35 protein-coding genes are annotated in these 15907 nt (G+C 39.3%); 28 read left to right on the top strand and 7 right to left on the bottom strand.

Annotated elements, in window-relative coordinates; all coding sequences use genetic code 11:
- Positions 1–28: 28 nt before the first annotated feature.
- Genes DWY95_RS17060 through DWY95_RS08770 form a run of 6 tightly spaced genes read right to left on the bottom strand, consistent with a single transcriptional unit; the run spans position 29 to position 3034 of the window.
- Positions 29–199, bottom strand: coding sequence for a hypothetical protein (locus tag DWY95_RS17060; protein WP_158577551.1), 171 nt, complete (start codon positions 197–199; stop codon positions 29–31).
- A 3-nt stretch (positions 200–202) separates the two neighbouring features.
- The gene (locus tag DWY95_RS08790) at positions 203–598 is read right to left on the bottom strand and encodes a hypothetical protein (protein WP_118553224.1); all 396 of its coding nucleotides are present in this window, start codon (positions 596–598) and stop codon (positions 203–205) included.
- Positions 598–876 (bottom strand): hypothetical protein, encoded by a 279-nt coding sequence (locus DWY95_RS08785; RefSeq protein ID WP_118553223.1) that lies wholly within the window; start codon positions 874–876, stop codon positions 598–600. Before DWY95_RS08785 ends, DWY95_RS08790 begins: the two co-directional genes overlap by 1 nt.
- Before the next feature lie 14 nt (positions 877–890).
- Positions 891–1571 (bottom strand): phage antirepressor KilAC domain-containing protein, encoded by a 681-nt coding sequence (locus DWY95_RS08780; protein WP_118553222.1) that lies wholly within the window; start codon positions 1569–1571, stop codon positions 891–893.
- 14 nt (positions 1572–1585) lie between these two features.
- The gene (locus DWY95_RS08775) at positions 1586–1846 is read right to left on the bottom strand and encodes a hypothetical protein (protein WP_118553221.1); all 261 of its coding nucleotides are present in this window, start codon (positions 1844–1846) and stop codon (positions 1586–1588) included.
- An 18-nt stretch (positions 1847–1864) separates the two neighbouring features.
- A complete protein-coding gene (locus DWY95_RS08770; RefSeq protein ID WP_118553220.1) occupies positions 1865–3034 on the bottom strand; it encodes a hypothetical protein in 1170 nt (389 codons plus the stop codon).
- Between the two features lie 2472 nt (positions 3035–5506).
- Between DWY95_RS08770 and DWY95_RS08765 the strand changes: the two genes are divergently transcribed.
- From DWY95_RS08765 to DWY95_RS08755, 3 genes are all read left to right on the top strand, one after another.
- On the top strand, positions 5507–6364 hold the full coding sequence (locus tag DWY95_RS08765) for a hypothetical protein (RefSeq protein WP_118553219.1): 858 nt from the start codon (positions 5507–5509) through the stop codon (positions 6362–6364).
- A gap of 138 nt (positions 6365–6502) precedes the next feature.
- Positions 6503–7174, top strand: coding sequence for a hypothetical protein (locus tag DWY95_RS08760; RefSeq protein ID WP_118553218.1), 672 nt, complete (start codon positions 6503–6505; stop codon positions 7172–7174).
- 68 nt (positions 7175–7242) lie between these two features.
- Positions 7243–7458 carry a hypothetical protein gene (locus tag DWY95_RS08755; RefSeq protein ID WP_118553217.1) on the top strand — a complete coding sequence of 72 codons (216 nt, stop codon included), beginning with the start codon at positions 7243–7245 and terminating at the stop codon, positions 7456–7458.
- Here the strand turns inward: DWY95_RS08755 and DWY95_RS08750 are convergent.
- Positions 7442–7855, bottom strand: a complete 414-nt coding sequence (locus tag DWY95_RS08750; protein ID WP_118553216.1) for a hypothetical protein — start codon at positions 7853–7855, stop codon at positions 7442–7444. The two genes, DWY95_RS08755 and DWY95_RS08750, sit on opposite strands and share 17 nt — an antisense overlap.
- Positions 7856–8034: 179 nt before the next feature.
- On the opposite strand from DWY95_RS08750, the gene DWY95_RS17055 reads away from it, so the two are divergent.
- From DWY95_RS17055 to DWY95_RS08650, 25 genes are all read left to right on the top strand, one after another.
- On the top strand, positions 8035–8172 hold the full coding sequence (locus tag DWY95_RS17055) for a hypothetical protein (protein WP_158577550.1): 138 nt from the start codon (positions 8035–8037) through the stop codon (positions 8170–8172).
- Positions 8173–8329: 157 nt separating this feature from the next.
- Positions 8330–8515: a hypothetical protein gene (locus DWY95_RS08745; RefSeq protein ID WP_118553215.1), complete on the top strand. Its 186-nt coding sequence runs from the start codon at positions 8330–8332 to the stop codon at positions 8513–8515.
- Positions 8516–8527: 12 nt separating this feature from the next.
- Complete coding sequence (locus DWY95_RS08740) at positions 8528–8785, top strand: hypothetical protein (RefSeq protein WP_118553214.1); 258 nt, start codon at positions 8528–8530, stop codon at positions 8783–8785.
- A 13-nt stretch (positions 8786–8798) separates the two neighbouring features.
- Positions 8799–8939, top strand: coding sequence for a hypothetical protein (locus DWY95_RS17050; RefSeq protein ID WP_158577549.1), 141 nt, complete (start codon positions 8799–8801; stop codon positions 8937–8939).
- A 17-nt stretch (positions 8940–8956) separates the two neighbouring features.
- Entirely contained in the window at positions 8957–9280 is a 324-nt protein-coding gene (locus tag DWY95_RS08735; protein WP_118553213.1) for a hypothetical protein, read from the top strand.
- 16 nt (positions 9281–9296) lie between these two features.
- Entirely contained in the window at positions 9297–9656 is a 360-nt protein-coding gene (locus tag DWY95_RS08730; RefSeq protein WP_118553212.1) for a hypothetical protein, read from the top strand.
- 194 nt (positions 9657–9850) lie between these two features.
- On the top strand, positions 9851–10408 hold the full coding sequence (locus DWY95_RS08725) for a hypothetical protein (RefSeq protein ID WP_118553211.1): 558 nt from the start codon (positions 9851–9853) through the stop codon (positions 10406–10408).
- Positions 10401–10637, top strand: coding sequence for a hypothetical protein (locus DWY95_RS08720; protein WP_118553210.1), 237 nt, complete (start codon positions 10401–10403; stop codon positions 10635–10637). The genes DWY95_RS08725 and DWY95_RS08720 overlap by 8 nt, the downstream gene beginning before the upstream one ends.
- Positions 10638–10649: 12 nt before the next feature.
- Complete coding sequence (locus tag DWY95_RS08715) at positions 10650–10889, top strand: hypothetical protein (RefSeq protein WP_118553209.1); 240 nt, start codon at positions 10650–10652, stop codon at positions 10887–10889.
- 90 nt (positions 10890–10979) lie between these two features.
- Positions 10980–11360: a hypothetical protein gene (locus tag DWY95_RS08710; protein WP_118553208.1), complete on the top strand. Its 381-nt coding sequence runs from the start codon at positions 10980–10982 to the stop codon at positions 11358–11360.
- Between the two features lie 14 nt (positions 11361–11374).
- Positions 11375–11590 carry a hypothetical protein gene (locus DWY95_RS08705; protein ID WP_147365957.1) on the top strand — a complete coding sequence of 72 codons (216 nt, stop codon included), beginning with the start codon at positions 11375–11377 and terminating at the stop codon, positions 11588–11590.
- A gap of 26 nt (positions 11591–11616) precedes the next feature.
- A complete protein-coding gene (locus DWY95_RS08700) occupies positions 11617–11952 on the top strand; it encodes a hypothetical protein (RefSeq protein ID WP_118553206.1) in 336 nt (111 codons plus the stop codon).
- Positions 11953–11988: 36 nt separating this feature from the next.
- Positions 11989–12222, top strand: a complete 234-nt coding sequence (locus DWY95_RS08695; protein WP_118553205.1) for a hypothetical protein — start codon at positions 11989–11991, stop codon at positions 12220–12222.
- A gap of 14 nt (positions 12223–12236) precedes the next feature.
- Positions 12237–12545 carry a hypothetical protein gene (locus DWY95_RS08690; RefSeq protein ID WP_147365956.1) on the top strand — a complete coding sequence of 103 codons (309 nt, stop codon included), beginning with the start codon at positions 12237–12239 and terminating at the stop codon, positions 12543–12545.
- 56 nt (positions 12546–12601) lie between these two features.
- Positions 12602–12832 (top strand): hypothetical protein, encoded by a 231-nt coding sequence (locus tag DWY95_RS16855; RefSeq protein WP_147365955.1) that lies wholly within the window; start codon positions 12602–12604, stop codon positions 12830–12832.
- Positions 12819–13004 (top strand): hypothetical protein, encoded by a 186-nt coding sequence (locus tag DWY95_RS08685; RefSeq protein WP_118553203.1) that lies wholly within the window; start codon positions 12819–12821, stop codon positions 13002–13004. Before DWY95_RS16855 ends, DWY95_RS08685 begins: the two co-directional genes overlap by 14 nt.
- Positions 13001–13234 (top strand): hypothetical protein, encoded by a 234-nt coding sequence (locus DWY95_RS08680; protein ID WP_118553202.1) that lies wholly within the window; start codon positions 13001–13003, stop codon positions 13232–13234. Before DWY95_RS08685 ends, DWY95_RS08680 begins: the two co-directional genes overlap by 4 nt.
- 1 nt (position 13235) lies before the next feature.
- Positions 13236–13505 carry a hypothetical protein gene (locus DWY95_RS16850; protein ID WP_147365954.1) on the top strand — a complete coding sequence of 90 codons (270 nt, stop codon included), beginning with the start codon at positions 13236–13238 and terminating at the stop codon, positions 13503–13505.
- A 4-nt stretch (positions 13506–13509) separates the two neighbouring features.
- Positions 13510–13731 carry a hypothetical protein gene (locus tag DWY95_RS08675; RefSeq protein ID WP_147365953.1) on the top strand — a complete coding sequence of 74 codons (222 nt, stop codon included), beginning with the start codon at positions 13510–13512 and terminating at the stop codon, positions 13729–13731.
- 2 nt (positions 13732–13733) lie between these two features.
- On the top strand, positions 13734–13970 hold the full coding sequence (locus DWY95_RS08670) for a hypothetical protein (protein ID WP_118553200.1): 237 nt from the start codon (positions 13734–13736) through the stop codon (positions 13968–13970).
- Between the two features lie 2 nt (positions 13971–13972).
- Positions 13973–14221 (top strand): hypothetical protein, encoded by a 249-nt coding sequence (locus DWY95_RS08665; protein WP_118553199.1) that lies wholly within the window; start codon positions 13973–13975, stop codon positions 14219–14221.
- Positions 14222–14233: 12 nt separating this feature from the next.
- Entirely contained in the window at positions 14234–14500 is a 267-nt protein-coding gene (locus tag DWY95_RS08660) for a hypothetical protein (RefSeq protein WP_147365952.1), read from the top strand.
- A gap of 3 nt (positions 14501–14503) precedes the next feature.
- Positions 14504–14776: a hypothetical protein gene (locus DWY95_RS08655; protein WP_118553197.1), complete on the top strand. Its 273-nt coding sequence runs from the start codon at positions 14504–14506 to the stop codon at positions 14774–14776.
- Positions 14777–14790: 14 nt separating this feature from the next.
- Entirely contained in the window at positions 14791–14961 is a 171-nt protein-coding gene (locus DWY95_RS17045) for a hypothetical protein (RefSeq protein ID WP_158577548.1), read from the top strand.
- Positions 14962–14980: 19 nt separating this feature from the next.
- Positions 14981–15880 (top strand): hypothetical protein, encoded by a 900-nt coding sequence (locus DWY95_RS08650; RefSeq protein ID WP_118553196.1) that lies wholly within the window; start codon positions 14981–14983, stop codon positions 15878–15880.
- The last annotated feature ends 27 nt before the right edge of the window (positions 15881–15907 follow it).

The raw sequence follows: 15907 nt of genomic DNA, 5'->3' as shown, positions 1-15907 counted from the left end.
AAAAGCAGGCTTTTACAAATAGCAGTTCTCACCATCTCTCTCCATCTTCCATAGCCTTGAGCCAAAGTCGTTCACGCTCCTGATAGAGCTCATCCAAATAATCTTCAGCAGATTCATACTCGCTGCGTGTCAGACTGTTGCTATTCATATCACGCACAAGCTGCTTGATTTCTGCATAAACATCCTCGTAAGTACGCATTATTCATCCCTCAACTTCCATTGTAACCATGCTGATTTTACGATATGGACACAAGACTTGCATACACCGATCAATATCATCAAATACTACATCTTTTCTTCGGCCACGTTCTATCTTTTCATGTTCAAAATATTGACAGATATCGTATAGACGAATTTCAATCACTTCTACCACACCATTGAACTTGTGGTGATTTATGATTACGGAATAAATATAATCAGAGTAAGTAATCCTGTCTATTTCCAATGAATCGAAATTTTTACAGATGTCTTTGATAATACATTCTAAAGCTATTACACCAGATCTATCTGGTGCTACAATATCACAGTCGTGCTCAATTGCGTATTTGCAAGCATCATATGAACGTCCATACCCACGAGGTAAAAGAACTTTCTCCATCACTTAACCTCCTCAGCTACCAAACGAATTGTCTCGTCAATCTGTTCAAGCTCTGCCAGCAAAACATTCACGGTATCAGCATCACTTTCGGAAATAATCAAGTCCTTAATCTTATGTAATACCCACTCAAGATTCGGATAATAGCCGACCGTAACTTCCTTCGTGCCAGTGCCTACCTCACCAGTCTTTGGGTTCTTACCGGCTGGCCGCTGCTCAACAATAACGAGATTCCGCTCGTCGCAGTTCTTAATAATGTATTTACCAATCTGAATACGCATAGTGCCTCCTAAAATTATTCTTCCTTTTTATTCTCGTCCATCAGCTTCTTAAAATATCTCAAAAAGAACGCCTGTCCTTTTGGTGTAAGTTTTGGAAAGTATCTCTTTTTTCCGTCTTGATTGATTAGTTCAGAAATCTTAAAGTATCCAAAACAATCAAATTCTGGATATGGAAGATTCCAATAAAATCCTCGCTTATTATTAAGAAATCCATTATTGCGAAGAGCGTTGTACACATTGCTGCGATGCGGAGCACTACCGTTTATCAGGATGTTATTCTCTTCCAAAATGTGAGCGAAGCTAGAAATTGTAATACAACCATCCGCATCCTCTATTTTTTGCGAAAATGGGTCTTGTTTGTAATACGTTTTATCGTCTTTTGTGTCTGGCACTAATTCAAATTCGTCCTTCAATAGCTGACAAATAAACTTACGACCCTCATACGTCCACTTGAGATATTTCTTTTCAATGCTACCACTTCTGCATACAACATTTTCAAGGACAGCATAACCCTTATCTTTATATTGGTCAGAAAGATACCACGAGTTCGTTTTCTCGTCTTTGTAAATCACACCATACTCTACAAGAATATTATTTAGCTTTGCACCAGACCACCCGAATCTTTCTGCAATCTTAGAAATTGGAAGATCTCTTTTTATACTTACATGAAAAATAGGATCTTTTTGATAGCTCATTTATGTAATTCTCCTTAAATATTTCTAGTGGCCTCAAATGCGGCCACATCGTTCATAAAATCATTGATATGTAGATACTTATCATCATTTCGCACAGTCTTAGGCTTAAACTCTCGGCACTTGCATCGCACCTCATCACAAGTAGTGAAGCACGGAATCTCATACTGGCATTTTGTGCAGACATGCTTCTTGTGGAATTCTGGTAAGCGGCCAGCAGCTTGGTAATACTCATACGTTACCTTTAAATCAATCCAGTAGGGGTTATCAAAATTCATTGTCGTCAACCTTCTTTCTTACCTTTTATAAGAACCATACCATTTAAATCCAGCACGAGGAATTCCAGAATTTGCAGGGACACGAATCATTCCATCTATAAAGAGCTGAAGAACCTCATCACTCAACTGTCTATGCACAAAGCGAAACGGCGGCTGAGAAGCATCGTTATAATATTCTGGATTCTCTTCCAACACCGCTCTACCTCTTCTGACGGTAGAAAGCGTTGGAATATTCTCACACATAGCGTCATTCATCTCGTGGAAACTTTGCTGTTGCAATTTGTATTCCGTCCGTGCAGCAGATCGCTTCAATGAGTTCGGCTCAATTGTAATATGATACATTGGTCGTGCTAGGTCGTATGTAAAAATTTCCTTGAATCTATTATCTAGCTCTTCATAGAACTCATGAAGTCGTCCGGTCAAAAATACGTCTTGTTCACTCTGACACACTCGCCCAGATGACGTGTAAAACTCATGAAGCACATTCGTATACATCTTCATATAAATTGCTTTTTGGTCTTCAGAAGGAATGTGATACTCTTCTGGGTTGTGGTTTATAAATACGGCAGCACAGTCTTCAAAAAATATTTCCTTGTTTTTTGCCATAGATTTGAGTGCAGACTCAATGTACCCAACCATTGTAGATTTCGTACAATGCTGAAACGTCTCGGCATCTGCAGCTAAATTTTCTCTAAACTCATCCATTTGCTCACGAGCAATACTTTCCAATGGTGTACCAACTATCTCAGCCCAAAAGGTATCCTCACCATGTAGATCTTCTGAATATTGATAAAAATTCTTGTTTGTCATCCCACATGCTCGTAATATTGCGGCAGGTGTCCAAAAAAATTCCATCCAACTACTGCCATCACATTCTCTAAGTAGGTGGTAAGCAATCTGGTTTTGTAGACGCAGGGAAAACTTTCCTTTGTTTCTAGTTTGCAATGGTGGAAGTATCTCATCCTTTTGACGCACCTTAATGACAACAAAGCGCTTTCCGTTCTTCTGAAGTTCAACAAACCGATTGAGTTCGTCCAAGAAATGTTTCCGGCTATTACCTTCAAGTGGTTTTCCGTTCTTGTTAAAGATATCAAGATATTTAGATAACTCTAAAAAATTTGAAAATACCTGACCTTCTTTTAATTTACTGACTACTTCCGATGAGACCCCATATTTTTTTTGCTCCATAGAACCTCCTACTTATATAATTTTGTAACTATTTTGTAATATATTCGTACTGACGAGTCTGTATATATATAAGGTATGAAGATACATAGTTGTCAGTACGAGTACGAATACTTTCAAGATTCCAATTCCTTCAAAAATGTTAGCGATGTCTGCGAAAGGTCGCTTGCGACCGTAGCTGACCATCGATAACATTTTCCTGCCATAGGCAGGGACCGCTTGCGGCTTGTCCGGGAGGACTACTATCAATGCCAACCATAATCATTCTAGCACCATCTCTTTTCCGTATCCTGTATTGTATAGCTATCTACACTCATTATACCATGAGACTGCCAAAAATTCAATAGCTACATAGTACAGGATACAAATATTTCTAGTACCTATTATAATAAGGTATGTTTCTTGGAGTTCATCTACTGTGGTCTTTCCAGACAGGGCTCGCAAGCTCGCTCCCGCTCTATGAGCGGCGACCATCGCTAAGTAAGCTGACGGTCACTACGTTCCCTCTGCATACTTAGCTCAAGTCGTTATTGCACATTATTCTCCATAAAAGATATCCAGAGGCTCTGTGTGTTCTGTGTAAGCTACCAGAGGCAACAATCATGCTTTTTGTAGGGCTTTAGAGTCTCTGAGAGTGCTATTCAGATGCCAGATCAGTCCATTTGTGATGATAGGGGAGTACAGATAAGTACAAATAGGTACTTTATGCTCCGAAGAATGGTCATTTTCGGTACATTTCGGGTACGCATCGGGAAAACCCGCATGAAACCTAGACTTTTCGGCTTTTATTGAGTCAGAAAGGAACAAAATAAGGGGAAAAAAGGTATAAATAAAAAGAAAAACTAGCCAAAATATAACGAAAGTACGTTAAATTATAGCTAGTTACCGAATGAGTTACCGATTGAAAAATAGCGATTTTAAGCCATTTTTAGGGGATTTTAGATGGAAATTGATAAATTAGTGGGTATGTGTTGGAGAAGGTATAGTGGTGTATTTTGGAGTGTTTTCGTCAGGGGAAAGTGTACCGGGGTAGGTTTAGAATGTCAAGAAATTATTTATTGACAGATTAAAAGGGAGGGGAGTAGTGTTAGCTGCCAGTAGGAGAAGTATTGGTGGAATTATTGAGATTATTGGGAATTAAAGATATAATAATGCGTAAAATATTACGATAAATCGTCATTAAATCGTTATTTCTTGAGGATGAATAAGAAAGATGTACTGGGCTTCGGCCTGCTGCCTGGAATACCCAAAAAAATGGAAAGTATACCCCATTGGATGGAATCTCGCTTTTGTGCAAAAAGCGGTATTTACTTTAGTTGAATAAAGCACCTGTTTTTGTGGTATCTGAGGCAACTTTTCAGGCCGGGAATTATTCCTATTTTCCCAGTATGTTTATAGTGCTGATTTTTGCCGGGAATTGAATTTGCAAATTAGTTGCATTTTCGTTATGTTCGATATCAAAATGATATCAAATGTTGCACACGCAACATTATATACTTTTCTATATATCGTATATATGTTTTTTGATATATATTCTATTTCCCCTTATAAGGTAATTATAATATAAAGCAAAAATCCATTTGTTGCGTACGCAACATTTACGGTGAAACCGCTTGACTTTCTACGGTGAAACCGTTATACTAATGCCATGCTCAAGGGCAACACCGGAAAGCGGAAAACATGATGGTTCTGAAACACCGGAAAAGTTCAGTTTCTACTTTTTGACGTTGTACCGCTTGAGCGGTTCAAAAAATAGGGCTTGACAGAACGGTTAAACCGTGATACAATCTAGTCAAGCTCAAGGGCAAAAACCCAAAAGCAAAACCCAAAACCCAATAGCACATTGACAAGTCAAGACTTCTGATTTTAGCCTGTTTGGTTTAACTCTTGTTTAATTACAAGAAAAATCATGCAACAAAAGTCAAGATTAGAAGTCTACCATATCGGCAAACATTTACTTGTTTTGTCGGTTTGGTGCGACAAGTCACAAAAAATCGTACCTTGAATTTTGATAACACTATCTTTGCGGTAGGGGCGGAAACGCATAACCAAAAGCAAGAAAAGCGCATATTGGCAAACAAGATGTTTTAGACACAAGTCTTTCACTGGTCCCTAGGTAGATTATACCTAAGAGGATCAGAAAGATACGCTCATTCTAACGAGTAAAGCGGGGATTAGAACACTACTTGCCTAGCTTCTGTACGGCGGGGGCAAGCACCTAGGAGATAGCCATAGGTTTATTCTGGCACAGTTTTACAGGGAGATTGTACGATTTCAAAGTACAGGGATCTTCACCAAAATCCAAACGGTTATTGCGCAAGATCGGGGAACACTATGCAGGGCATAGTATTGCGCACAAGGACGGTCATTAGTATGCACCTTGTAAGAAAAGCGTACTATACCACAACGACAGACAGTAGTTTGTCGCAAGTACGATCATACACACAATTATAGCACAACAAAGGAGATAATACTATGTCTAACCTGTCTAACGTCTGTCTGTCCATCCGTAGCTCTAATAACAAGACTTCTACCGCAAAGGGCTATGCAAGCAACGGCAAGGCTCTTGTTAGCTTTACCAACAAGGGCGGTGTTAATACGCTCAAGGCATACCCTAAAGCCGATAAAGTACCGTCTTATCTGCTGATGGACGAAAAAGAGTATACGGCATACGGCAACGCAATCAAGTACGTTTACAATTCCGCTTGCCACGTCAACGCAAGCACTACCAACAAAGAGGACGAAAGCATCATCAAGGTTTATACCACCGATTTCCATTCTTGCCTGTCTGATCTCGCAATCATCGTTTTTGGCGATACGTTCTCTATGCAAGAGTATCCCTCTTTTGGCACAGAAGTCCTTGCAATGGCAAAGACTTACCTTACCACCACTATGGATGGTGACGTTTCCCCGGCAAATCTTCCGATCAATCGTTTCGTCAAGGCTCTTGAACCTATGCTTTTGAGCGTAGCAGCACACAGCGTTTTCCTGAAAGACTATGAACGGGACTATAACCTTGCTTGCAAGCGTTGCAATTCCCGTATCAACAAGGCAACGGCACAGCTTGATAAAGCACAGGCAGAGTATGATAAGGCACTGTCTGAACTGGATAAGGCAAAAGAGCAGATTGTCAAAGACAAGAGCGACAGCACTATCAAAGCATCTACTAAGAAAACCCATGAAAACAATCTTGACAAGGCTCAGAAAGAATTTGATGCAAAAAAGAGCGTCCTTGATACTGTCAAGAACACTATTGACACATGGAAGATCAAGCTGGCTGATGCTGAAAAGACTTACAAGGCAGCAAAAGCGGCAGATTCTGAGAACTCTTAAAAACAAACCTAAGAAGTTAGTCTAAACATACCAGAATGCAATACATAACACGCCTGGCGACTAGAGGTACAGGGGAAGAAGTAACCTCTACCAACGGCAAAACGCCGTAACAAGATACCATGAAAGAGGTGAAATATCTTGAAATCCTATCAGAATACGATGGGAGAAGTGCGTCAGAACACTTCTGGGCACTCTATCATCTACAACGGCACAGAAATCAAAGAGCTTGATCTTTACGGCACATTTGACGGCGTTGTGTTCGTCAGTCGTCCGTTTATCGCAATGAAAACAGGCTTTATGCCTATGTACATCAAAACGTCTATGGGATGGACTTCTATCCATCCTTGCAAGATTGTTGACTTCCTTAAAGAAGCATACCACGCAAGGAGTGTTTCCCTTTATGACTGGAATGCCTATCAGCAGAGCAAGAAAGAAAAGCGTCTTGTAATGGAAAAGGCAAAACAGCAGCAGAGCGAAACAGCTTTTCTCAGAGCGTCACAAGCTAATGCAGAGGGCTCTTTGCGCTATCATAAGAGCAAGAAACGTCTTGATGACCGTTATAATGAAGTTGGTAAACCAGTTCAAAAAAAGCGTTCTCAGCGTGTCGTGTTTGGCTCTAGTGAATACGTCACAGTTTCCGGCTGGATCTACGGCAGAGAAGTCTTGATGAATAATCATAGCTTCCGCATGGATGAAAGAATGTCGTACTACATGGACGGAACTGGATGCTGTGCCCGTGATTTCGATAACAGAGATATGCGCCCTTTGAATGACGTGTTTCCTGTGAAATCTGGCAAGAAAGCAAGGTGATAATTTTGAGTTTGACAGCAATTCGTCAGAATGATATAATTGCATCATCAAGAAAAGGCGGTGCAATTATGGCAAATCGTGATTATAAAAAAGAGTACGCCAGAGAAAAGGATCAATCGAAGCATATCGGCCTGAAGGTTGAGCCCACTCTCTTTGAAGCGTTCACGGCGAAAACAGAGCTAAATGGAACGACGAAAAACGCCGTTTTGAAAGCCTGTGCGGAAGCATACACTTATGGCAATCTCATTATTGATGAGAATGGAAAGCCTAAGATTCTGAAATGATTTTGTTGTAGAAATCTTTGTTATCTTTTTTGATTTTTTCTAAAATTAAATCAAAGTAATCTCCATATTCTAAAACAAAAGCGGCAAGCTCTCGTATATCGTCTGGCACAGTTCCTTTTGTCCCATCAAAATGAAAGCCTGTTGTTATGTAATGATATGCGTCAGACAGATCATAAGAATTAGCATTTAGAAAAACCTGTGAATACTTTTTAGTACGACCTAATGCTAAATAACCATAGAGGCAATCTAAACAGATCTTGAAGTCATTATCCATATTGTTGTTTTGAGAAGCATGAAAAATATTCAACTTTGCTTCTTCAACCTTTGCGAAAACACTCGTCATAAATTGAATTTTTTCTGATTCAAGATAGTGAATGGCTATACATTTGCTTCCCATAGCAAGGACTTCCTTTCAAATTATGATGTCTTTATTCTAGCAGAACCGAATACTCACGTCAACAAACACCTTATGACCTAAAACTCATAGGGTGTTATTTTTATGCCCTAAAATGAATATTTATGCAAATGATATGCAAAATATGCAAGTCAGAAACACAATAAAAGAGGAGTTCTACCATGGCAATTTTGGCTATTGAATCGGCTCTTGATGTTGCCATAACGTTTGGTGACACAGAGCTTGTGAAAATCTATCAGGAAGCCCTGGCAGAAGCCGGTGTTGAATATGTCAGCACCGCAAAATGCTGGATGGAATAAGAGAGGAGAATGTAAAATGGCTTGGTATTTCTGGATGGTTAAGTGGGTTCCGCTCATTGTGATTGTGCTTTGTGCGCTTGGTACGGCATACATGATTTACTCTATGTTTTCGGAGGTATAACCTGATAAGAATTTTGAGTAAAGGAGAATGAAAAGCATGAAGAAGATCGTTGTTTTCAACCACTTTGGTAGATGGAAAATGACCACTTACGAGAATTACAGCGCATACATCATGGATGAGCGCAAGTGCTGCAACCTCATTGTGGCAGATGCAAAAGAAGCTGTGGAGTGTGTAAAAATGTACTATCCTGATGCTGAAATCATCGTAAAAGATATGTTTTAAGGAGAGTTTGATATGACCGCAAGAGAATATTGTAAGAGCCATCCTGTAACTGCTTATGATAGCAGCTACGGCAGATGTGGTGGTTTCCAGATTCATGGCGATATCGAATACGGCATTGACGATTATCTCTATGGTATGTCTGGTGTGTTGTGTGATGATGAGAAGTATTTTCACTATCATCATTTGAAGATCATCTATGCACCGTCTGGCAGAGCATACGTCAAGTGTTTCGGTAAACGAATCTATCTTGATGAGTGCATGAGAGTGTAAAGGAGAACACAAGATGAAAAAAGGTCAGTATTTTATGAACGATGATACCGGTATTATCACTAATATTCACCGTGAAGCTGTCGAGTGGTATCGGCAGGGCGCAAACATTTCTATCTGGATTAACGGCGTTATCGTGTGCCGTTGGGGTCACTAAGAAAGGAGAAAACGAAAATGAGAGTAAGTGTTGAAGTGTATGAGGATAATGCAGGCGGCATTTATGCGGCAGTCTTTGGTCAAGAAGGACTGAAAAATGTTCTCTCAGGTTTTGAGTACGGCGGAATGTCTACGTCAGAATTCTATGATACCGCTATGTATGGATTTTATGATGCGGATGAGTATAATTCCGCAGAACATAACGGAAGAACTCTCGACGAAGAATATACTTCGCTTGAGAGTTGTAATTTGATTGCAGAATTTTACAGCGATCGTGTTATAAAATTGTACCCGGCAGACATGGGATCTGCTGGTATGAAATTATTTGGTTTGAAAGATTGAAAAGGAGATACATAAAATGAAACTTACTCAGAATAAGCTGTCCGTCATCCTGGCTACCGTTGTGGCTGGTGTTTCCATTCTGGCGAACTGTATGACTGCAAATGCAGCAGAGCCTATGAAAACTCGCCTGGAGAATCGTTATGTCCTGGCCGGTAGCGTGGATGAAATCGAAGTATTCCGTAACGGAATCAAGACAATCCATGTGGTTGATGAGAACGGCGAAGAATGGCTGTATTCTTACGCAAGCATGGAAGAAACCCCGTCAGATGGTCAGAAAGTTACCATGGTTATGAACAGCAATGGAACAGAAACCATCTATGACGATACCATCGAAGACGTTCTGTGGGTACGGTCTGATGAAGTGGATGTTGATTGACATTCACAAAACAGTCACAAATAAACAACGTATCAACGCACTAAAATGCGACGTTAATAAAATCTACATTTTAGTGCTTGACATTTCTATCAGTATCCTGTATTATGTAGCTAAGAAAGGCAGTCCGTTAGAGGACTTTTATTTTTACCGTTCAGCTATATAATACAGGATACGCAAGAAAAGGAGATCCAACTATGGCTATGTATAAAACTAAGAAAGACGCAGCATACGCATGGGTTCAGGAATTTAATGCGATTCCTCAGAGCGTTATTGAAAAGCTCAATAAGCTGAATATGTATGAGAACGGCGAAGAGATGACGGAGATCACCCCGCCAACTATCAATGATCGCGTTTCGATTTTGGGTGGTGATTATAACGGCGAAGGTGAGGTTGTTGGCTATAGCAAGAATGACGATGGAGAAATGATTTATACCATCGTTCCAGATGAGGACACCAGCGTGAAGATTCATCTGAGTACGGACGAATTTGAAGTCATTCGTTATGATGGTCTTCCGATGTGGGGCACGATGTGGCAGTTCAGTGACGGCTGTGACAATTGGTGGCTTGAGAATCATCTTCAGGAAATGGCAGACTGTGGTTTTCGTATCTATGAGCAAGAAGATTACGGTTACATTTTCGGCATTGATGGTTGTGGCTACGACTTTTTTGAAGCTCATTGGATTCCGCTTTATGAAAAGCGTGGATTTCATTGGGACGATGAGACTGTAAAGGAGATGAAAGAAAATGCGTAAGTACACTCGGAAAGAACTGAAGAATATGGTTGCCCTTGGAATGGCAGAAGATGTTACTCGTGCAAACAATGAGGATTATGAAAAGATTATCAAAAGAGAAGATTATCTTTCTCAGGTCGGATATTCCTCTGGTGTTTATGGTTGCGATGGAATGTTACTCAAAGGATACAAAACCGGAACATATTATGCCGTGACTTCCAGAACGTCAGCAATTTATATTTTTGGTTAAGAGGTGAAAACTTTGATTATTGATTCCATTCTCGACCGCCGGGACGGAAGGCACTACAGTGCATACGACTTCTATCTTGAAGTCAGAAAGTATGAACGCCTGGGTGTTGGAACTCACGGTGAAGATATCTCGTTGGCAATGGACTATGGTGACAACCGTGATGTGCAGCGTATGCTGTGTCAGTATGTCCAGCGCAATGGTTATCCAGCAGATATTGAGGACTACATAAGAAGTCAAGTCTGGGTAGTATAAATAGCAGATGCTAGGTGATTAGCGGTACTAGGGCAGACATAACCGCTACCAGAATGTGAAAACACAATAATATTAAAAGGAGTGTTAGGTATGGCTTATATCGGTAAAAAGGACTTTCAGATGCTTGGAAAGATGTGGACACAGATGCGAGATCACAATGGATATGTCCCTGAAAGTATGTTTCTTGAGTTTTCTGATGTAATGCATAGAGTTTCGATAAATAACGATAAGGTCACTGAAAGAACTGTTAAAAAGATATATGAAGCTAGAGAAAAGGATAAGAATTATGGTCGCCGCCAGCAGAGATTTGTAAAGGCTTATCGGTGGGCATACGATTGTAAAGCAAAAGAGGCAGTGGAGATGTATAAGAAATATAGAGAAGAATCTCCTGAGAAGATTAACGAAGTTATTGATTATTATGACAAGTGTCAAGAACAGTGTCGTCTTAAAAACGAAGAGAGTGATATCTAAAAGGAGCGATTGATATGGAAACATTGTACGACCGCATTAAGCGAATGGATAAGCATGAGCTTGCTGAGTTTATCTATGTTGTTTATCAAGCTGGTGTTAAAGATGGTGAACAGAATCTTTGTGATTCTCCTGCTGGATTTTTTGGTTGCGGTTACTTCCTTAATGATAATGCAAAAGTATGGATGCCGAATGATAAGCCCGAAGATCTTTATGATGCTTTTGATATCTAAAATCATGCTTTTATGAGGTGATAAAAATGAAACGCGGAACAAAAAATGAATTTGTTGTTGGCTATGCAAAAATGTTTGGTGTTTCAATTCAAAAATTGGAATATCTTGAGCAGAAAATTTTGAACATTCCATATGTGACCGAAGTTGATTTCGATGCAGCTCCGCTTGAAGGAAAGCAACTTTGCGTTCTTGTCGGATATGATATTCCAGTAGGTGCAACAGATTATTGGATTCTTAGAAGAGACTTCAAAAGAGCTGTTATTAAATCAGCGAAAGAATGTGGTCTTAACCGAACGGAAGATTTGATTGAAGATTATGGCGAACATTTCTATTTTGTATTTGATGCTAGTGCATGGTTTTGATAAATCAGATATTTTACAATGATTGAGGTGACAAATATGACTGAAAAAGATAAGCGTGTTTTGAAGTGCGCGATTGATAATTTGATTGCAAGAGAAAACAACTTGTGCGAAGGATTTTGCAAAAACAATCCCGCACATAGGGCAGAACGTGAGCGTGATAGGGATTTTATTATCATTGGTATTCGTAATGTTTTGTGTGAAGTTGAACGTCTTGAAGAACAAGAGAAAGAGATGCTGGAGAAAGCCAAACATGAAGTGGTTCAGTTTTGATTGAGGTGATAAAAATGTATACTAGCGAAACTGTAAAACAGGTTAACGATTGGATGATTAACAGTATTTCCGATTGGATGGTCAAAAGTGGAACAAGAAGCACCACAGAAGGTAATTGGATTATTCATGTTTATGAAATCACTAGAAAATTCAATGTAACAAAAAACTGGATCACAGCATACCGTGATGAAATTATTGATGCTCTTTATAAGCACAATGCAGTTGCAGATGTGACTTATGGGTGGTCCCCTGATGGTGATGTGGAATGTTTCGATATTGATTTTTATTTGAGTTTTTGTCAGAACCTGAGCGATGAAGATTGAGGTGATAAAAATGGAATCTATGGTTACTTATAGCGTTTGTGGATGGTTAGATAAACATGGTTGGCCCACGTTTAGGAAAACTGGATACAAAACAAAAAAACGGCGCATTTCGTATGATGAAGCGGTTGATTGAAGATGGTTTCTATGAACGGGTGATTCTCAGAGAGAGGATTATTTCGGATGAGCACCCTGATGTTTATATAAGTGGCGTGATTTATTCTTGGGATGATAAAAAAGGTTGGATTGTCTATGACGGAAAGGACGTGACAGAACATGACCAACACTGAAAAGAATATCGTTCTCGCAGCTCTTTCTTTCTATCGGCGTAAGCTGATGGATCAGAGTGTTTCGTTCCTTAGAGCTGGTAATCACGAGGATGCAAAGCAGTCAACGATGGAAGCGGCCAACGTGAATGCGTTGGTGATTAAGTTTACAAGAGAAAAGGAGTTTGCAATATGACCGATCCTTGCCGTTACTGTGTGGCACCGGAGCGTTATCCTGGTTGTCATGACCATTGTGAAAAGCTGAAGGCTCATCGTGAAAGTGACGAGTATAAGAAGCTGTGTGAATACAAAGAAAAGTATTTCAGAAACAATATGCCGAAAAATACGGTAGCAATCTATTATGATATGCGTCGTAAGAAGCATAAAGGTTTACATATGATGGGCTATAAAGGAATGGGTGTTTAATGTGAAATATTGTATTTCTTGTGCAAATACTGGATGCCATTTTAATGGCGATAGAGGAATGGATATAAATCGTTGTCCTCAGTACATTGAAAACGACAAAGAATATAAGTGGGACGCTGGTTTATGCGCTGAAGATACGTGTGAAAGCACTGTCTTGCTTACTATGGCAGAAAAACGTGCTGTCGATAAATTCATTTCCCAACTGCATCAGGAGGGATATTGCGGTTTCGTTTGGATTGATGACAAACCGATTGAATTTTATGGAGTGTGATAAAATGTGGGATTTAGTTGAAAATGAATATTCTAAAAAATATAGAATTGGGTGCGCAACCTTTTTTCGTGACAAACAATTAAAAACAGCAATGGTTATGTATAAATATAATGGCCGTAGCATTATGTTTTGCTATTCCGAGTACGATAATAAGATTCTATCTGACGGTGATAAAGACGAAATTGAGATGACAATCAAAAAGAAACTCAACTTTTGGAAGGATTAACTATGTGGGATTTAATGGGTAACAATTATTCAGAAGTATACGGTATTGGATATGCTTTACTGAATGGAATTTCAGCTGGGTTTTATGTGAGTGTCATGTACAAGGATCTTGGAGATGAAATTTACTTCTATTATCTTGACAATGCTCCTTACGGAAAACTTGATGATAGTACCAAAAATAAAATTGAGGATATTATCCGTGATGACCTTAACAAGCGTCATATCTTTGGGGAGGACTGATTATGTGGGATTTAAGAGAAGTTCATGCACTGCACGATGGTGATGGCTGGGTTTGGAATGAATCTTTCCATCACAAGAATGTGTTCGTAGGAGAGAATGAAGATCCGAAAGAAATCTTCTGGCAAGAATGTCAGATGTTCTTCCTTCAGGATTATCTGAACAAATGTGAGGTCGTGGATGACGGCGACATTCTGGAACTTCAGCTGAAAGATTCCGGTGAACCAGTTCTCGCTATGATGATTGCAGAGTAAGAGTAAAGGAGAATGAATATGTTGCTTTTTAATGACGTTCTGGACGACTGTGCAGTAATTGTTAAGGATGATAATGGCAACAGTAGAGTTATTTCTGGCAGTGTTGATTCCATGCTTTATGACTGGTGGCACGAATGTAATTATGTGGCAAGTAATGACTCTTTGGTTGTTTATGCAGCTTGTTTTGGAGTGGAAGTGAAATGCAAAACATTCGGAGAGTATATAGAAATGATTGATAAAATTGCTGGAAGTTGCGACGGAATGAAAAGAGGAGAATGAATCATGACACGGTTTTATCTTAATGCGGGTGCTCTTGGCCGTTGGATGCACCAGAATAAAGCACAATATACTGGTGCTTATGTTGAAGGTGTTTTGGTCGATAGCTTTGTTGTTGAAACAAAGCGTGGTGTTGCAGCCATTTACGAACACGCTCTGAATGAGTGGACAAGCAACTATTATGTTGAGTTTACCGATTATAAGAAAGGCTTTAAGAATGGCGAGGTCGATAAGATTTGGTCTGATTGGTACGCTTTCGAAGAAAAGGCAAGTGCATAATGGAGGTATTGGATATGAATGCAATTGATTGTATCGAGAAAGAGCTTCTTGATAAATACGACGCGATGATGGCGTTATATATATCAAACCCTGATCGCCATATTATGTGTGAACGTCTTGAAGCGATGCTTCTTTGTTTATCTTCTGATATTGAGATTGTAAGAAAATATAAAAATAAAATTTAATAAAAGGGAGATTTTAGATATGTTATATTGCTACGACAATGAAACTATAAAGTGGGAGAATGATGGTGTAAATTACTGCTTGCATATTTGGGCAGATAATGATGGAGAGTGCAATCCTCGTGATTATGGGCATGATTCTATTATGGCTTGTTTTCATAAAAGATACTCTCTTGGTGATGATATTGGTTTTAGTGACCCTAAATATTTTTGGAATGATCTTGTTTGGAAGTATTGCAGTGACGAAGAGGTTCTTGATGCACTAGTGAATAAAAAACTTTTCGATACATGTGCAATCCAATATCATGACAGCGATGATGATAATGATTATTGGGCGATTTGTACTAACGATTCTGAGTCAAATGATTGGATTCCTAACAAAGATGAATACCGATGGATAAATCTGTTTTATGATGATCTTGTTCAGTACTCCAGAGAAGAGTTTTCTATTCGTGACTGTATGATGTTGCTTGAAAAAAGAGCAGTTTGGCTTCCTCTTTGGACTTACGAACATAGCGGAATCACAATGAGTTGCGGGGTACGCAAATATCCTTATAACGATATGTTTGATTCGAGTTATGTAGGATGGATTGTTACTATTCTTTCTGACTTTAACGAAAAGAATAAAGCAATTGCTGAAAAAAATATGGAACTTGAAGTTGAGGCGTATAACAACTATCTGACTGGTGAAGTGTATGGGTATACGCTTTATGAACAGGATGGTTTTGTAGAAGATGATGTCGAAGAAAGCGCCGAACCTAATTGGACTGAAATCGATTCTTGTGGTGGTTTTCTTGGAGATGACCCTGTTCAAAATGGTATAGCCTACAATGCGGGCAATGGTTTAGAAGAAGCTATTAAAAACAACAAATACGAACAAGGCGAAGCAAAAAAGGTTGTTACAACTAGCTGGCGCTTTTGATAAATGTTGAATTTTAGGAGGAAATAT

The sequence above is a fragment of the Faecalibacterium sp. AF28-13AC genome, from assembly GCF_003478405.1.
GTDB classification, from domain to species: Bacteria; Bacillota; Clostridia; order Oscillospirales; family Ruminococcaceae; genus Faecalibacterium; species Faecalibacterium prausnitzii_E.
Note: the sequence above shows the minus strand (reverse complement) of the source record. Positions and strands in the feature narration are given on the sequence as shown.

What these genes read in the sequence shown, in the direction of transcription:
- DWY95_RS17060 (WP_158577551.1), bottom strand. Translation starts at nt 199, where the DNA reads ATGCGTACTTACGAGGATGTTTATGCAGAAATCAAGCAGCTTGTGCGT.
- DWY95_RS08790 (WP_118553224.1), bottom strand. Translation starts at nt 598, where the DNA reads ATGGAGAAAGTTCTTTTACCTCGTGGGTATGGACGTTCATATGATGCT.
- DWY95_RS08785 (WP_118553223.1), bottom strand. Translation starts at nt 876, where the DNA reads ATGCGTATTCAGATTGGTAAATACATTATTAAGAACTGCGACGAGCGG.
- DWY95_RS08780 (WP_118553222.1), bottom strand. Translation starts at nt 1,571, where the DNA reads ATGAGCTATCAAAAAGATCCTATTTTTCATGTAAGTATAAAAAGAGAT.
- DWY95_RS08775 (WP_118553221.1), bottom strand. Translation starts at nt 1,846, where the DNA reads ATGAATTTTGATAACCCCTACTGGATTGATTTAAAGGTAACGTATGAG.
- DWY95_RS08770 (WP_118553220.1), bottom strand. Translation starts at nt 3,034, where the DNA reads ATGGAGCAAAAAAAATATGGGGTCTCATCGGAAGTAGTCAGTAAATTA.
- DWY95_RS08765 (WP_118553219.1), top strand. Translation starts at nt 5,507, where the DNA reads ATGTCTAACCTGTCTAACGTCTGTCTGTCCATCCGTAGCTCTAATAAC.
- DWY95_RS08755 (WP_118553217.1), top strand. Translation starts at nt 7,243, where the DNA reads ATGGCAAATCGTGATTATAAAAAAGAGTACGCCAGAGAAAAGGATCAA.
- DWY95_RS08750 (WP_118553216.1), bottom strand. Translation starts at nt 7,855, where the DNA reads ATGGGAAGCAAATGTATAGCCATTCACTATCTTGAATCAGAAAAAATT.
- DWY95_RS17055 (WP_158577550.1), top strand. Translation starts at nt 8,035, where the DNA reads ATGGCAATTTTGGCTATTGAATCGGCTCTTGATGTTGCCATAACGTTT.
- DWY95_RS08745 (WP_118553215.1), top strand. Translation starts at nt 8,330, where the DNA reads ATGAAGAAGATCGTTGTTTTCAACCACTTTGGTAGATGGAAAATGACC.
- DWY95_RS08740 (WP_118553214.1), top strand. Translation starts at nt 8,528, where the DNA reads ATGACCGCAAGAGAATATTGTAAGAGCCATCCTGTAACTGCTTATGAT.
- DWY95_RS17050 (WP_158577549.1), top strand. Translation starts at nt 8,799, where the DNA reads ATGAAAAAAGGTCAGTATTTTATGAACGATGATACCGGTATTATCACT.
- DWY95_RS08735 (WP_118553213.1), top strand. Translation starts at nt 8,957, where the DNA reads ATGAGAGTAAGTGTTGAAGTGTATGAGGATAATGCAGGCGGCATTTAT.
- DWY95_RS08730 (WP_118553212.1), top strand. Translation starts at nt 9,297, where the DNA reads ATGAAACTTACTCAGAATAAGCTGTCCGTCATCCTGGCTACCGTTGTG.
- DWY95_RS08725 (WP_118553211.1), top strand. Translation starts at nt 9,851, where the DNA reads ATGGCTATGTATAAAACTAAGAAAGACGCAGCATACGCATGGGTTCAG.
- DWY95_RS08720 (WP_118553210.1), top strand. Translation starts at nt 10,401, where the DNA reads ATGCGTAAGTACACTCGGAAAGAACTGAAGAATATGGTTGCCCTTGGA.
- DWY95_RS08710 (WP_118553208.1), top strand. Translation starts at nt 10,980, where the DNA reads ATGGCTTATATCGGTAAAAAGGACTTTCAGATGCTTGGAAAGATGTGG.
- DWY95_RS08705 (WP_147365957.1), top strand. Translation starts at nt 11,375, where the DNA reads ATGGAAACATTGTACGACCGCATTAAGCGAATGGATAAGCATGAGCTT.
- DWY95_RS08700 (WP_118553206.1), top strand. Translation starts at nt 11,617, where the DNA reads ATGAAACGCGGAACAAAAAATGAATTTGTTGTTGGCTATGCAAAAATG.
- DWY95_RS08695 (WP_118553205.1), top strand. Translation starts at nt 11,989, where the DNA reads ATGACTGAAAAAGATAAGCGTGTTTTGAAGTGCGCGATTGATAATTTG.
- DWY95_RS08690 (WP_147365956.1), top strand. Translation starts at nt 12,237, where the DNA reads ATGTATACTAGCGAAACTGTAAAACAGGTTAACGATTGGATGATTAAC.
- DWY95_RS16855 (WP_147365955.1), top strand. Translation starts at nt 12,602, where the DNA reads ATGGTTGGCCCACGTTTAGGAAAACTGGATACAAAACAAAAAAACGGC.
- DWY95_RS08685 (WP_118553203.1), top strand. Translation starts at nt 12,819, where the DNA reads ATGACCAACACTGAAAAGAATATCGTTCTCGCAGCTCTTTCTTTCTAT.
- DWY95_RS08680 (WP_118553202.1), top strand. Translation starts at nt 13,001, where the DNA reads ATGACCGATCCTTGCCGTTACTGTGTGGCACCGGAGCGTTATCCTGGT.
- DWY95_RS08675 (WP_147365953.1), top strand. Translation starts at nt 13,510, where the DNA reads ATGTGGGATTTAGTTGAAAATGAATATTCTAAAAAATATAGAATTGGG.
- DWY95_RS08670 (WP_118553200.1), top strand. Translation starts at nt 13,734, where the DNA reads ATGTGGGATTTAATGGGTAACAATTATTCAGAAGTATACGGTATTGGA.
- DWY95_RS08665 (WP_118553199.1), top strand. Translation starts at nt 13,973, where the DNA reads ATGTGGGATTTAAGAGAAGTTCATGCACTGCACGATGGTGATGGCTGG.
- DWY95_RS08660 (WP_147365952.1), top strand. Translation starts at nt 14,234, where the DNA reads ATGAATATGTTGCTTTTTAATGACGTTCTGGACGACTGTGCAGTAATT.
- DWY95_RS08655 (WP_118553197.1), top strand. Translation starts at nt 14,504, where the DNA reads ATGACACGGTTTTATCTTAATGCGGGTGCTCTTGGCCGTTGGATGCAC.
- DWY95_RS17045 (WP_158577548.1), top strand. Translation starts at nt 14,791, where the DNA reads ATGAATGCAATTGATTGTATCGAGAAAGAGCTTCTTGATAAATACGAC.
- DWY95_RS08650 (WP_118553196.1), top strand. Translation starts at nt 14,981, where the DNA reads ATGTTATATTGCTACGACAATGAAACTATAAAGTGGGAGAATGATGGT.